Raw genomic sequence first — 13,879 nt, 5'->3', positions numbered from 1 at the left:
GGTCACCCGCTTTTATTTTGATTGTATCGCTCCGTTTTGTACCACTTGACTTCCTGCTTGAACAAGCGGTGCTTGATCTCTGTGAATAATGACCAGATGACGAGCACGATCCAAGCCTGGGAGTATGTAAAGTACATCAGAAATACGATAAAGAAGTTTTGTTTGTTCATTTCTGTTTTTTCAATGCTCAAAGTAATCATGACCTCAGTCATAAACAGGAAAAAGGCCAGTATCCACAAAATCATCGCCAAAAACCCGACTGCCAGATGCAGGTCGTAAAAAAGATTGATGATAAAAATCGTGTTTGACATGATCACACCGAAGAAAAACAAAAAATACGTAAAAAAGAAATAAAACAGATCGAAGATGATCCGCTTGCGTTTCAGCTTGAAAAATTGGGATAAAAACTTGAGAACGACGTATTGGTTGCCGCGCGCCCATCTTGTCCGCTGACGCCACCAGACCTTCCATGTCTCAGGCTCCTGCTCCCATGTCACAGCCGCCGGGAAAAAGCGGATATGATAGCCGAGATTATACACGCGGATGGTCAGCTCGGTATCCTCCGCCAGCGCCTTATCATCCCAGCCGCCGAGCTGTTCGATAATGCTCCGCCTGATCGCGAAGTTCGTTCCCGGGATGGTGGCGATTTTGAACCATTTCCATCTGCCGCCCTGCGCCATCCACTGAAAACAGATGGTTTCAATATTGATAAACTTCGTCAGGATCGTTTTGGCCGCATTGATAACACGGAATTTCCCGACAACCGCTCCCGCTTTCTCATCATTCATCAGACCGAGAACCAGGTAGTACACCGCCATTTTTTCCGGCGTATTGTCCGCATCATACACGCAGATCACGTCTCCGTTCGATTCCGCGAACCCTGAGTTCAGCGCCGAAGATTTTCCTTTTCCGGCGTTAGGGGGCTTTGTGATAACCATTTTAATGAAGTCATACTGACGGGAAAATTCATTGACGATATCTCCCGTCCGGTCGGAGGAATTATCATTAACGACAATGATCTCAAGCCTGTCTTTCGGATAATACAGGTTCACCATCGCCTTCAGCGTCTGCCTGATGACGACCTCCTCGTTATGCGCGGGAATGAGCACGCTGACCTTCGGGAGCTCCCCCATCTTTGCGCGCCATTTCGGAATGTTCCGTTCGAAGGTCATATAATGCCTGAATCCGCCCTGCATCAGAAACATGTGATAGAGAAGCATCACCCATATTAAACTTAATGAGATAAAAAACAGAATGTTACTCAAGGCTTCTTCTCTCCTTAAAGATTCGTTTTTTTAATGTGGCGCGCAAATAAAGAACGTAGCAGGCGAACATGATGATAAACAATAACACCACGCCGGAGAGAATCCAAAGCGCTTTTTCCAGAGGCGTCTGCTGATGGTGATTGAAAAAGGCCGTTACCGGATGAATCTTGTTTTCCACATGAATGGTTCCGTCTCCGTCCGTTTTGATCCTGACGCTGTCCGACGTTACCGTTTGCTTCGTTTTCTTCAGATCGAGCCACTCGCCGCCGGGAATCCGCTCCATCTGATTGACGAGCTCGGGAAGGTATTTCATGCCGAGATACGGATGGTAGAAACCGCCCGCCGTTCCGCCGCCGAAATCAATCATCTGCGAAATATGATTTTCCATATCTCCGAGCGGATTTTCCTTTGAGTTATCGGCATAACCGATTGTTTCAGGGTACAGCGTCATCCCGTCCAGCATAGCCGGCTTTGAGACGAACGGAGGGGCGCCCGAGGTTTTCCACGTCGTGCCGCTGAGCTGCACTTGTCCGAAAATGCTGGAGAAATAAGAAGATGCGATTTTGTAGCCTTCTTCAGACATCGTGTAGTGCGGCGCTTCGAATGACAGCGGGTAAAGGCCGAGCTCTGTCAGATCGTCAATCGCCTGCTCCAGCTTCGTTCTCGTGTAGATGTTTTCTTTTTCACGAAAAGGTTTCACATACGCCCGGTACGCTTTTTCATTCGGAAAATCCTGTTCCTTTTCAAGCTTGACCGGAGTATCATCCGCATTTTCTGACGTAATCGGCTGATCCGCTTTGGCATCCCAAAATTCAAAGCCTTCTCCCGTTTCGCTGTATCGGTATGCGTGCGTGTAGCCGTGAATAATGATGCTGCCGCCCATTTGCTGAAGTTTTTTCAGGACGCTGACCATTTTCGGCTTGTCCGCCAGGTATACTTTTTCTCCGTTTTCCGGATTGAGATAGACCGGAATGACCGCCAGAATAAACGGAATGTGTCTTTTATGCAGGTAAGCGCCCGCTTCGTAAAGCAATGTTTCATCTGACATCGGACTGATGTCTTCAAGCCGCAAATAAAGGAGGGTGCCGCCCTCTGATTCTCCGAATGCGTTGCGCAGCGCTTTCGCCGTCAGAAACGAATCATTTAACAGGCTCGTCACACCGAAATAATAGTCAGAGCGCGCCGTTTTCCACATAAAAGGGCGGGTGCTGCCGTCACCGGACCGGTATGTATAAAGGGACTTTCCTTTTACTCCCGATACGCCGAGCACGGACACCCCTTTTTCAAGCGGCATGTCTGTTTTTTCTTTCTTGCTGTAAATGCGGTATACCGTTTCTTTTTCTGTCAGGGACAACCCCGCAAATTGGCGGAACTGTCCGGCGTTATAGCCGATGCTGATAAGCTGCTGCGGCATGCTGCTGATCAGAGATATAAATGATGTGCTGAGCTTTTTTTTCGTGACGCCGTAATAGATGACGCGCCGATTCTTTTTGAGGTCCGCGGCTGTGATGTCTCCGTCGCTTTTCACGGTCACGGCGGATGAGAAATGGCCCGCGGTCAGATCAAGCATTTTGACCTCAGCGGTTTCTTTGCCGTCCGTGCTTGTATAAATAATGAGAATGCCGTCCTTTTTGTCTTTTGCTTCCGCCGGACGGGGAACATAAACCGCCGAAATCATGAAGAGCGCCGAGAGTAAGAGACGTATCCATTTAGAGTTCATTCATCATCATCTCGTTTTCCAGTTCGTTTAAAAATTGCTCGGCCGTTTGTAAATCTTTTCGGTACGCCAAGTAACATACACGGAAGGTGATGGAGACGTATTTACCGTTTTGCAGCCGGTACGTATCCAATTCCTTTTTCAGCTTCGCCAGAACGGCCGGCATGTTTTCTTCAGGCGTATGGGTCAGCACGATGCCGAACCGTTCGGCGGACGGCCTGAATTTTTTGTCTGTTTCCCGAACGCTTGACCGGATTTGGCGGCTGATAAACGCCAGCAGCCGATCGGTCTCTTTTTCTCCGTACAGGGATTTGAATTCCTTGAAATAATGCATGTGCAGCAGCAAAAAGACGAAGGAATTGCCGTAGCGTTCCGCCCGCTTGATCTCCTCGGAAAGCTCCAGCTTCATCCGCAGATGGTTGTCAAAGCCTGTCACCCTGTCGACGGCGACAAAGCTCGTAATCTCTTCACGCAGCTGTTTCACTGAGCGCTCAAGCCCCTTCGCCAACTCGTGAATCCTTCCCGCTATGTAAGAAAAGAGCAGCAGCGCAATCCCCCAAATGACCAGCACCTGCAGACTTTCGGCACCGGCAGACGCCATAAAGCTCCCGGTCTGAAACCACAGGAGCAGGCTGCCGAGAACAAATAAGACGAGTAAGGTGATGACGAGCGCGTAGATTGCCCCGAACCATATGCCGGCTCCCGCAACAAGCAATGTGATGCAGGTTATCAGAAGCCCTGCGGATTGCTGAGACGCATAGTAAATAAAAAAAGACAGCAGCACCAGCATAACTGCTGTGTAGCTGCACAGTTTTTGTGATTCATTGAATGATATTTTCATTAAACAATTTCCTTTCAGCCAGAAGCGGCAGCAGGTTATCGAAAGAATGTGTATCGCTCCCGCTCATATAGCCGCCGTAATCGGGTTTCAGCGTGTCCAGTGTTTCAAATGAAGTCATTCTTTCATAAAGCGGCTTGATGACAGCCGGATCAGCTTTTTGTTCTGCTAAAAAAAGAACGGCCAGGGCGTAAACGGACGGTGATTCGTACTGAACCGCCGGCTCCTTCGTGTCTGCGCTGTATCGTCCGTACAGCTGTCCGCGCGACTTAAATTCCTCTATCATCCATTTTGACAGCGCGGCAGCCTTGCCATCGCCCCGCTTCAGATTCACGGCGGCGTACAGCTGGTCGATGACATTCACTTCGCTGTCATATTTGTATTCCTTTGTTTCGGTATTGAATGATTTCGGCAGAAAACCATTTTTCAGGGGCGCAAGATTGAGAACATCAAGGTTCCGGTTTTCCGTTTTCTCATCGATAATCCCTTTTTCTCTGAGCATCTGTAAGGCGCCGGGGTCAACATAGGACAAGGTCACGGTCTTTGATGCGGCATTTGAAGCGGCATCATAATAATCCGTAAAATACCCGTCATTTGTATTGTATTTTTCCAGCGCCTTCCCGATCTGCACCGCTGTTTTCCCGTATTCACTGTTTCCCCACAGGGTTCCGGCCTCATTCAGACAGTTCATGATTCTGAAATCGTCAATTAAGGCATTGGTGCCGCTCGCTTTATTCCCGTCAATCTTCCACGACACGAGCCCGTTTTTCGTCAGAAACGAATCGGTGAGAAGCTGATATTGCGCTTGAAACTGCCGTTCATCTTTCCTGTTCAGCAAAAATGCCATCCATAGTCCGAGAGACTCAGATAAATATTCCGGCTCACCGGATATGTTCGTCCGGATCATCCCCCGCCCGTTCATCAATTTATGATAAATAAAATGCTCTGCGGGCTGAAGCGGTCCGGACGGTTCGGCCGCCGTCTGTTTTTCAGTGCCGGCCTCCGCGCACCCCGCCGTCAGAACGATCGAAATCAAAAGGATCATCAGACGAAAAACGAATTGCTTCACAGTCCATCCTCCTATTTTACAAATCCTTTTTTAGACCCATATCTTATTTTTTCACAAAGTATTTTTACTATAAAGGAAACGATAAAAGAATACTAGCATTTTTTCACATTGGAAAATTTTAAATGGAAGCGCCGCCTCTCACCTTTTCCCTCTTCACATGGATCGTATTCCCATTACAGTAAAAAACACAACAAAAGGCAGCATTTCTTTACAAATGCTGCCTTTCTCTGATCTATTTATCCAGGCCGAGTTTTTTCAGCTGTTCTGCCAGCGCGTTGTTCATCGGCTCCTCTTTGTTTTGGCTTTTCATATAAGAGTTAATGTCCCGCTTGGATGCGCGTCCGGATTTATCTTTCGCCTTCCGCTTTTCAAAGACGGACAATTTCTCCCGGTGGCCGCATACACATGCGAAGGTTTGGCCTTCGCCCTGGCCGCGAAGCTCCATTTTCTTATGACAGTTCGGACAGCGGGCGTTTGTTTTTCTTGCCAGCGTTTTCCGGCTGCCGCACTCACGATCCTGACATACGAGCATCGTGCCGCGTTTGCCGTTGACTTTAAGCATCATTTTGCCGCAATCAGGGCAGGCGGTGCCTGAAATGTTGTCATGTCTGAAAGTCTGGCTGCTGTTTTTGATCTCCTTCACCGTTTTGCCCGCATATGTTTTCATGTCTTTAATGAACACGGCGGATTTCAGTTTGCCCGCTGCGATGGCGGAGAGCTTTTGCTCCCACTCAGCGGTTAAGGCCGGCGATTTTAAATCTTCCGGGACGAGCTGTAAGAGCTGCTTCCCTTTTGACGTAATGAAAATATCTTTTTCTTTTTTCTCGATCAAGAAACTGTTGAACAGTTTTTCAATGATATCAGCGCGGGTGGCGACTGTTCCGAGTCCGCCGGTTTCACCCAATGTTTTCACAAGGTTCTTCTCTTCTCCCTGCATAAAGGCGCTTGGGTTCTCCATCGCGGATAACAGCGTGCCTTCATTAAAGCGCGCCGGCGGTTTCGTCTGACCGCTCGTTTCTTTCAATGATGAGACAGTGAGGCGCTGCCCCTGCTGAAGATCCGGGAGCGTCTGGTCTTTGTCTTCCTCATGATCGTCGTCATCCTCGTACATATCATACACGGCTTTCCAGCCAGGCGATTGAACCGTTTTCCCTTTTGCGGTAAATGTTTCGCCGCCGATATCGGCTGTGACCTTTGTTTCTTCGTATTCGAACGCCGGCATTAACACGGCGAGAAAACGTTTGGCAATCAGATCGTAAAGCTTTCGTTCTTTGTCGCTGAGGCTTGAAAGGATCAGCGGCTCCTCTGTCGGAATGATGGCATGGTGATCCGATACTTTCGCATCATTGACGAATCCTTTATGCGCTTTGACGCCCCGCTTCAGTATTTGATTGACGTACTGGGCGTACGGCTTAACTTCCATGCCGTTTAAACGGTCTTTTAAAGTCGGCACGATGTCTGCGGAAAGGAATCTGGAATCCGTCCGCGGGTAAGTGACAAGCTTATGCTGTTCATACAGCTTTTGAAGCACGGACAGCGTCTCTTTTGCGGAGAAACCGAAGCGCTTATGAGCGTCCCGCTGCAATTCCGTCAAGTCGTAAAGACCGGGAGCGAAGCTTTTCTTCGCCGTTTTTTTCAATTCTGAAATGACTGCCGGCTTTCCTTGCAGGTCTTTTGCCAAACGGCCGGTCACCGTCTGATCGAACGTTCTTGTCTGTTTTGTTTTTTTATCCTGCCATGTCAGCGTCATCTGATCAGCCGCCGCGCGGAGGCCGTAATAAGGAACGGGTTTGAACGCCTGAATATCCGCTTCGCGTTTGGCGATCATCGCCAGTGTCGGAGTCTGGACGCGTCCGCATGACAGCTGCGCGTTAAATTTCGTGGTCAGGGCGCGGGTCGCGTTGATGCCGACAATCCAATCCGCTTCCGCTCTGGCAACGGCGGAATGATACAGGTTTTCGTACTCTTTGCCGCTGCGGAGCTTTTGAAATCCTTCTTTAATCGCCTTATCCGTCACAGAGGAAATCCACAGCCGCTTAATCGGTTTGCGGACGTTTGCCTTTTCGATAATCCAGCGGGCCACAAGTTCCCCTTCCCGTCCTGCGTCTGTAGCGATTACGATCTGGCTGACGTCTTTCCGGACAAGCTGAGCTTTGACCGCATTGAACTGTTTTCCTGTTTTTTTAATGACGACGAGCTTTAAAGGCTCCGGAATAATCGGAAGATCCTCAAGCCGCCATGATTGAAATTCTTTGCCGTATCCTTCAGGGTCAGCGAGCGTTACCAGATGCCCGAGCGCCCATGTGACGATGTAGCGGTCGCCTTCAAGATATCCGTTTCCTTTTTTATGACACTTCAGAACGCGGGCCAAGTCCCGGCCGACTGAAGGTTTTTCAGCTAATACAACTGTTTTTGACATGCTTTTCACTTCTCTTTCTTTCACACTCATCCTGTTATTATAACAGACTTCCTCACGCTCTCTCTAATCGAGGACGTTTTTTGTGTCAATTTCTGAGAAAATGACGTGGGTCACGGTTTGGGCATACGGAGAGGTGCGGTTGATGAAGTGTTCGATCGTTTCCAGGCTGTCCGCGTTAATCTTCAGCATATAACACGCCGCCCCGGCGACCCGAAAACAAAATTCAATGTTGGGAATGGATTGAATGTAGGTTTTGAATTGATCGTATTTTCCGTTTTTCACCGTCGCTTCGACAATGCAGGAGACGGGGAGCCCGATCTTTTTTTGATCAATGTCCAATGTATAGCGCTTAATAACGCCGAAGGATTCAAGCTGTCTGACACGCTCTGTGACGGACGGGGCTGACAATTTGATTTTTCTGCCCAGCTCCCGCATGGACAGGCGGCTGTCCCGCTGCAGCTCTTTAATGATGCTCAGATCCACATTATCTAGTTTCATGACTGTAGTCCTTCCTTACCCTTTTGGCTATATTATCAAGAGAAATCCGAAAAATGACAAGAACAACAGGCTGAAATCATGAAGGTTTTTTCAGGAACAGACGCGAAATGGTCATATTAGGACTGCCCTTTGCTTATAGTATAGAGGAAAAAAGATGTCCGACAGGAGGGAGCTGTATGTTACACACGCCGATCGGCAGACTTCGCACGATGGGGTTTATTGAAGGAATGTCGCTTTTGGTGCTGCTGTTTATCGCGATGCCGCTGAAGTATTGGGCTCATCATCCGCTCGCCGTCACCATTGCCGGTTCCATTCACGGCGGTTTGTTTATCATTTATCTGGCGGTGCTGGCGTATGTGGCGTTTACTGTCAAATGGCATGTGAAATGGTCAGCCGCCGGTTTTATCGCGGCCTTTATTCCGTTCGGTAATTTTATTTATGATCGCGGCCTGAGAAATTATCAATAAAAAAGCTCCTCTTCTGCAGAGGAGCTTTTTTCATGCGTTACATCCATTTCGTCACCCAGGCGATATAATAAGCGCCGGGGATGAATACGAGCTGGGCGAGAAGCGTGCCCGCGACCCTTGATGTGACCATCGTCAATGATGTCCATTTTAAGGAGACGTAGCTGCGCTTGCCCTTCGCCACATCGTCTGCCAGTACGGAGACTTTCGGGTCAACAAACACGGCCAACAGCATAGTCGCAACTCCGTTGATTAAGCCTGATGCCATCACGGCCGTCGTGCTGTGCTCAGGCGCCAGAAGGCCGGCGTACAGAGCGGACAGAACGCCGATCGTGTAAATCGACGTAATGACCATATTAATGACAAACAAGCGTTTCGGGATCATTCGGAATTGAAGCCCCTTTAAATAGGAGACTGACGGCAGTCTGATATAAGAACGCGCATGCTTAAGCCCGTTCAGTGAAAATCCTTTTTTAAATACCTGCATGACGGAGCCTCCTCCGTCCGCCAAGTGTATAATCGCCCTGGAGAATAACGCGACGAATGTCGGCAAAAGACAGATGCCGAGCATCGTTCCGACCGTGGAGCCGAATATTAAAAATCGAAACTGAGCGCCCACAACAGACAGAGCGTTTGATCCGGCGGCATCAATCAGATGTCCGGTAAACGGCTGCTGAACCATGTTTGACATGCGCGACACAATAACCATGACATTAAATAATGACAGCGCGGACGCGATAAATCCGACTCTCGCGCCGGAAAGCCGTGTTGCATAGGCAAGCGTTTCAATCGAATGTATCAGCAGCAGAAAACAGAAGATAAACAGTACTTGTGAAGTAATAACGTGCAATGTATGATTCCTCCAAATCTTTTCATACTGATTAGACTCTGCAGACTGCGGCGAGGTTTCGGCCGTTTACATAAAAAAACCGCCCGGATGTCCGGCGCGGTTTTGTCTTATTCTTTTCTTACGCAAATAAATAATATATGGTTGCCCGCCTTAGCCCGCGGGTGATTCGTATTAACAGTTCCGACAGAATCATTCTTCGAAAGTAAACACCATGGAAGTTCTTGAACACAAGACAACGAAAGCCCTACCTCTCAATCGTCACTGCGGCTCCGAAGCCGCGCCGGTGTGAATTGTAAAACAAAAAGTCTTTTTTCCATCTCTTCGTTAGGGGCGAATATCAGAAGGAAAAGAATAAGCTCAGCTTTTTTTCAAGCTGTCCGTTGAAGCCTGAAGCTTCTATATCAAAACAGAAAAAAGAAGTTTACTTTCTTTTTTATTTGCATGTTGTCACTTAGCAGTTAAGTATAACAGATTGCCCCTGAATAATCAAATGATTTATTAAAGTTCCAGCTCGGCCGGCGTTTTTTCACCCGCGTTCATGAGCTTGATCTGCTTCGGTTCAATTTCGAGAATCACCAGGTTCGGATCGTCTTTTCCGTCAAACCAGCGTTCCAGTTTCGGATCCCACAGCTTTTCTTTTAAATCTGCTGAGTTGTTCAGTTTGGCGGTTCCGGCCACTTCCACATAAGCGTCACCGAATCCTTCACAGTCATACCCTAACAGAATATGAACATTCGGATTGTTTTCAATTTCTTCCGCTTTATGAGTGTCTTTGCTCGTCGGCGTGTAAATCGTTAAGCCGTCATGGAAAAATGTCATGTAGCGTGAATGCGGTTTGCCTTGCTCTACCGTCGCAAGCGAACCGACTTTATGATGATCCAGTACTTCAAGCACTTTTTCTTTGATTTCATTTTGATTCATGAAGAATCACTCCTTTTTAACGTCTCCGCTGTTACTTTTCCACATTGGGGAGACATTTAAACCAAGAAATGTGCTCTTCTGCCGATCTTCGCTCCATTCCCGCTTCAGCATGCTGTATTTCACCGCGTCATGATAGGCGCCCTGTACGAAAATGCCTTCTCTCGTCAGTCCTTCTTTCTGAAATCCGAGCCGTTCCGCCACCGCCCTGCTTTTCGTGTTTTCTTCAGCCGCGCTGATCATGATGCGGTTCAGCCCGAGGTCCTGAAATGCATGGGTGATGACCGCCCGGCAGCTTGCGGTGATGATGCCGAACCCTTCATGCTCTCGATCCAGCCAGTAGCCGATTTCCGCTTGATGATTGACTGTGTCAAAATTATGGATGCTGATCATGCCGCAAAACCGGCCCTTCACAAAAATTCCGGCGTCAAACCCATTCTCTTCCGCGTATTTATAGCGCCATTCGGGGATGATCACATCGCGGTACGTATCGATGTCAGCCAGTTCTTCCGCCCAGCTGAGCCATTCGCTGAGATGGTTTTGATTTCGCTTCATAACAGAATACAATTCGTCCGTATCTTCTTTGGCAAGCAATCTGATCGTCAGATGTTCCCGGATTTGACAGGAAAACACGACCGCACCTTCTTTCCTTTATTAGCCATTATACAGGTAAATTTATTTTTTTCCATACAAAAAAGATGAGGCGTGCAGCCTCATCCTTAAATGCGCGGGTCGGTGAAAACATCGTGATCATCCGTGCTTGTCGATGACATTTCCGTAACGACCGCCCCTTCTTCTCCCGCTTGAAACCAATGCTTCGTATCCGGCGGAATGGTGTATTGTCCGCCCGGCTCAAGCACAATCTCATGCCAGACGGTGTAGTACTCCTTGTCTTCTTCCGGCGGGAGGACGCTTGGGTTCTCTGTCTTTTCGCCTTCCACGTAGAGATACACCTTCCCCCAGCGGCAGCGGAATGTCTCTTGTTTTCCCTTCTCGCCGCCGACCGGCGGATGGCGGTGTTCCGGACACGTCTGGCGCGGGAAGAGCACCAATTCTTTCGAACAGTAGCGGTCGGTATTCACGTAAATAAACAGCTGAAGCCCGGTTTCCTCAACCTTGCCTAAGCCGTAATCCATGATTTGAATGTCTTCGACTTCATCATCAGTCAGAACGATTCCCGCTTTTTGATAGTATGCATTCACGTCATGTTTCGATATCGTCATCGGTCAGCCTCCTTATGTGGTCACAAATCTGCCGCCGTTGACATGCAGCGTCTGTCCGGTCATATAAGAGGATTCGTCTGAGGCCAAGAGCACATAGCATCCGACATGCTCAACAGGCTGGCCTGCCCGGCCCATCGGCGTATCCTGACCGAAGGAAGCGACTGTTTCTTCTGAGAATGTCGCCGGAATAAGCGGTGTCCAGATCGGCCCCGGCGCCACGGCGTTGACACGGATACCATCGTTGACGAGCGCTTGCGCCATGGATCTCGTAAAACCGTTAATCGCGCCTTTCGTAGCCGTGTAGTCAATCAGCTGCGGATTGCCTGTGTAAGGATTAATGGATGTCGTATTGATGATCGCGCTGCCCGGCTTCATGTAATCAATTGCTTTTTTAGTCAAATAAAATTGTGAGTAAAAGTTTGTCTTAAAGGTTCTGTGAAGCTGCTCGCTTGTGATGTCTTTAATGCTTTCTTTCGGATGCTGTTCCGCGGCGTTATTCACGAGAATATCAAGACGCCCGAATTCTTCAACCGTTTTTTCAACGGCTTCATTGCAAAAGTCTTCCTCACCGACATCGCCGGGGATTAACAGACATTTTACTCCTTCTTCTTCCACTCGTTTTTTTGTATCTTCCGCATCATCGTGTTCATCAAAATAGACGATCGCGACATTTGCGCCTTCCTTCGCGTAAGCAACCGCAACGGCGCGTCCGATACCGCTGTCGCCCCCTGTGATGAGCGCGGTTTTCCCTTTTAATTTGTCAGCGCCTTTATATTCTTTGTATTCGTAAACAGGCGCCGGATTCATTTCGCTTTCAATGCCCGGCTGGCGGTTTTGTGATTCCGCCGGGAATTCCTTCGGATAGTTTTCCATGTCAAGTTCCTCCTTCTGGTTCGTTGTCATATTTCTTGTCTACCTCTGCTGTCTTCCGGATAAACATGATTGAGACAGTTCAAAACGTTTTCGGAGAAAAATGTTTCACATGGAACGCAAGAAAAAAACCCGGCTGGCAGCCGGGTTTTTGTTCTCTATTATGAACGTACCGCTTGTTTGCGGAGCACGTCTTTTCTCACTTTTCCAAGGTTGTTTTTCGGAAGTTCGCTGACGAACTCAATGTCCGGAATTTTAAAGGCAGCAAGACGTTCTTGAAGGAATCGGGTCACTTCTTCTTCTGTCAGGTCTTCTCTGCCGTTTGTCACGATGAACGCTTTCGGCTTTTCGCCGTAGAGCGGATCAGGGATACCGACAACCGCTGTTTCGAGAATTCCCGGCACTTGCTGAATGACTTCTTCAATCTGGTCAGGATAAATATTATCGCCGCCGTAGATGATGACATCTTTATAACGTCCGGTGATAAAGATAAATCCGTCTTCATCCACATAGCCGGAATCGCCGGTATGGAACCAGCCGTCTTTCAGCACTTTTCGTGTCGCTTCTTCGTTACCTTCGTAGCCTTTGAATAAAAACGGACTTGTCACAACGACTTCTCCAATTGAGCCTTGCGGAAGGACTTCACCTGTTTCCGGATCTACAACGCGGACGTCCACTTCTTCCATCGGTTTACCCGCGGAAGCGGCTTTATCCATTCCCATTTGCGGATTCCAAGAGCTGATGCCCCACGCTTCCGTGCTTCCGTATCCGTGCATGAGCGGGATGCCGATGTCGAGATACTGCTGGATCAGGCTGCTTGGCACCTTTGTGCCTCCCGTCATCATATAAACGATAGAAGACATGTCAGTCTGGTGCGTTTCCCATGCTTTCAGCAGGTATGTGAAATAGACTGGCAGCGCCATGATGGTTTGAATTTTTTCTTTTTCGATGAGCTTCAAGTTTTCCACAGGGTCCTGATTGTCTGTCATAATGAATGTCGTTCCGCTCATCGTGCCGACCATCTGGCAGATAATCGCGCTCGTATGGTAATTCGGATGGCATGCTAAGAAGCGGACATGCTGCATTCTCCCCGTGTAAGCCAATGTCGCGTTTACGTAGTTGTATATGCCGCCGTGAGTGATCATGCAGCGTTTCGGATTGCCGGTTGTACCTGAGGTAAACATCAGCAATGCCGTATCGTTTTCAGACACCGTTTCGACATCCGGTGTATCACCGGAGCCTGTCAATAAAGCGTCAAACTCAGGCGTTGTCTCCGCAGCTGTTCCTGTCTCGATCTTCAGTTTAAGAGAAGATACCAGCGCAGGAAGAACTTCTTCCATAATCTCTTTAAATTCAGTGCCGAAAAAGACAGCTTTCGGTTCACAGGCTGCTAAAATGCCTTTCATTTCGTAAGGTGTTAATTGCCAGCTGACCGGCACAACAACCGCGCCGATTTCGAGTGCCGCAAACATGACAATGGATGACGCGTGGCCGTTTTTGCAAAGCATCGCCACTCTGTCGCCTTTTTTTATTCCTTTATCAAGAAGCGCTTGTGCAAGCTGGTTGATTCGTTTTCGATATTCCGCGTAGGTCAGGGTATGCGCACCGCTTTTTACAGCTTCGATCTCTTCGCTATTTGAAATGTCATGCAGAATCATATGCTGTAATGTCTCCATATTTTCATCTCCCATAATCATAAATCACAAAAAACTCTGTCAGATTTTCTTCCTCACGCAACCCATTTTAAA

General features: G+C 48.4%; 13 protein-coding genes. 1 reads left to right on the top strand and 12 read right to left on the bottom strand.

Going from position 1 to position 13,879, the window contains the following annotated elements; all coding sequences use genetic code 11:
* Positions 1-2 precede the first annotated feature (2 nt).
* From ACWJJX_RS15890 to ACWJJX_RS15865, 6 genes are all read right to left on the bottom strand, one after another.
* On the bottom strand, positions 3-1,265 hold the full coding sequence (locus tag ACWJJX_RS15890; protein WP_017419244.1) for a glycosyltransferase family 2 protein: 1,263 nt from the start codon (positions 1,263-1,265) through the stop codon (positions 3-5).
* A complete protein-coding gene (locus ACWJJX_RS15885) occupies positions 1,258-2,985 on the bottom strand; it encodes a DUF2334 domain-containing protein (protein ID WP_454023110.1) in 1,728 nt (575 codons plus the stop codon). The genes ACWJJX_RS15890 and ACWJJX_RS15885 overlap by 8 nt, the downstream gene beginning before the upstream one ends.
* On the bottom strand, positions 2,975-3,823 hold the full coding sequence (locus ACWJJX_RS15880) for a diguanylate cyclase domain-containing protein (RefSeq protein WP_003156258.1): 849 nt from the start codon (positions 3,821-3,823) through the stop codon (positions 2,975-2,977). Before ACWJJX_RS15880 ends, ACWJJX_RS15885 begins: the two co-directional genes overlap by 11 nt.
* Positions 3,804-4,889 (bottom strand): hypothetical protein, encoded by a 1,086-nt coding sequence (locus tag ACWJJX_RS15875; protein WP_044053280.1) that lies wholly within the window; start codon positions 4,887-4,889, stop codon positions 3,804-3,806. The genes ACWJJX_RS15880 and ACWJJX_RS15875 overlap by 20 nt, the downstream gene beginning before the upstream one ends.
* Positions 4,890-5,121: 232 nt before the next feature.
* A complete protein-coding gene (locus ACWJJX_RS15870; protein ID WP_003156261.1) occupies positions 5,122-7,308 on the bottom strand; it encodes a DNA topoisomerase III in 2,187 nt (728 codons plus the stop codon).
* 63 nt (positions 7,309-7,371) lie between these two features.
* Positions 7,372-7,806, bottom strand: coding sequence for an Lrp/AsnC family transcriptional regulator (locus tag ACWJJX_RS15865; protein WP_003156263.1), 435 nt, complete (start codon positions 7,804-7,806; stop codon positions 7,372-7,374).
* A gap of 176 nt (positions 7,807-7,982) precedes the next feature.
* Between ACWJJX_RS15865 and ACWJJX_RS15860 the strand changes: the two genes are divergently transcribed.
* Positions 7,983-8,273, top strand: a complete 291-nt coding sequence (locus ACWJJX_RS15860) for a DUF3817 domain-containing protein (RefSeq protein ID WP_016937217.1) — start codon at positions 7,983-7,985, stop codon at positions 8,271-8,273.
* A 37-nt stretch (positions 8,274-8,310) separates the two neighbouring features.
* Here ACWJJX_RS15860 and ACWJJX_RS15855 read toward each other — a convergent pair whose 3' ends face one another.
* From ACWJJX_RS15855 to ACWJJX_RS15830, 6 genes are all read right to left on the bottom strand, one after another.
* A complete protein-coding gene (locus ACWJJX_RS15855) occupies positions 8,311-9,120 on the bottom strand; it encodes a lipid II flippase Amj family protein (protein WP_014304362.1) in 810 nt (269 codons plus the stop codon).
* A gap of 498 nt (positions 9,121-9,618) precedes the next feature.
* Positions 9,619-10,041 carry a pyridoxamine 5'-phosphate oxidase family protein gene (locus ACWJJX_RS15850; protein ID WP_003156270.1) on the bottom strand — a complete coding sequence of 141 codons (423 nt, stop codon included), beginning with the start codon at positions 10,039-10,041 and terminating at the stop codon, positions 9,619-9,621.
* Between the two features lie 6 nt (positions 10,042-10,047).
* Positions 10,048-10,671, bottom strand: coding sequence for a GNAT family N-acetyltransferase (locus tag ACWJJX_RS15845; RefSeq protein ID WP_454023109.1), 624 nt, complete (start codon positions 10,669-10,671; stop codon positions 10,048-10,050).
* A gap of 86 nt (positions 10,672-10,757) precedes the next feature.
* Entirely contained in the window at positions 10,758-11,261 is a 504-nt protein-coding gene (locus tag ACWJJX_RS15840) for a D-lyxose/D-mannose family sugar isomerase (protein WP_454023108.1), read from the bottom strand.
* A gap of 12 nt (positions 11,262-11,273) precedes the next feature.
* The gene (locus tag ACWJJX_RS15835; RefSeq protein WP_015388697.1) at positions 11,274-12,134 is read right to left on the bottom strand and encodes an SDR family oxidoreductase; all 861 of its coding nucleotides are present in this window, start codon (positions 12,132-12,134) and stop codon (positions 11,274-11,276) included.
* A 158-nt stretch (positions 12,135-12,292) separates the two neighbouring features.
* A complete protein-coding gene (locus tag ACWJJX_RS15830; RefSeq protein ID WP_015388698.1) occupies positions 12,293-13,807 on the bottom strand; it encodes a class I adenylate-forming enzyme family protein in 1,515 nt (504 codons plus the stop codon).
* Positions 13,808-13,879 lie beyond the last annotated feature (72 nt).

It is taken from the genome of Bacillus sp. YH3-2-B2 (genome assembly GCF_053663335.1).
This window is presented reverse-complemented; position numbering and strand designations above follow the sequence as displayed.

Excerpts from the sequence above, each read along its gene's own strand:
- ACWJJX_RS15840 (WP_454023108.1), bottom strand. The coding sequence starts at position 11,261 with ATGACGATATCGAAACATGACGTGAATGCATACTATCAAAAAGCGGGA.
- ACWJJX_RS15865 (WP_003156263.1), bottom strand. The coding sequence starts at position 7,806 with ATGAAACTAGATAATGTGGATCTGAGCATCATTAAAGAGCTGCAGCGG.
- ACWJJX_RS15850 (WP_003156270.1), bottom strand. The coding sequence starts at position 10,041 with ATGAATCAAAATGAAATCAAAGAAAAAGTGCTTGAAGTACTGGATCAT.
- ACWJJX_RS15830 (WP_015388698.1), bottom strand. The coding sequence starts at position 13,807 with ATGGAGACATTACAGCATATGATTCTGCATGACATTTCAAATAGCGAA.
- ACWJJX_RS15835 (WP_015388697.1), bottom strand. The coding sequence starts at position 12,134 with ATGGAAAACTATCCGAAGGAATTCCCGGCGGAATCACAAAACCGCCAG.
- ACWJJX_RS15860 (WP_016937217.1), top strand. The coding sequence starts at position 7,983 with ATGTTACACACGCCGATCGGCAGACTTCGCACGATGGGGTTTATTGAA.
- ACWJJX_RS15870 (WP_003156261.1), bottom strand. The coding sequence starts at position 7,308 with ATGTCAAAAACAGTTGTATTAGCTGAAAAACCTTCAGTCGGCCGGGAC.
- ACWJJX_RS15885 (WP_454023110.1), bottom strand. The coding sequence starts at position 2,985 with ATGAACTCTAAATGGATACGTCTCTTACTCTCGGCGCTCTTCATGATT.
- ACWJJX_RS15880 (WP_003156258.1), bottom strand. The coding sequence starts at position 3,823 with ATGAAAATATCATTCAATGAATCACAAAAACTGTGCAGCTACACAGCA.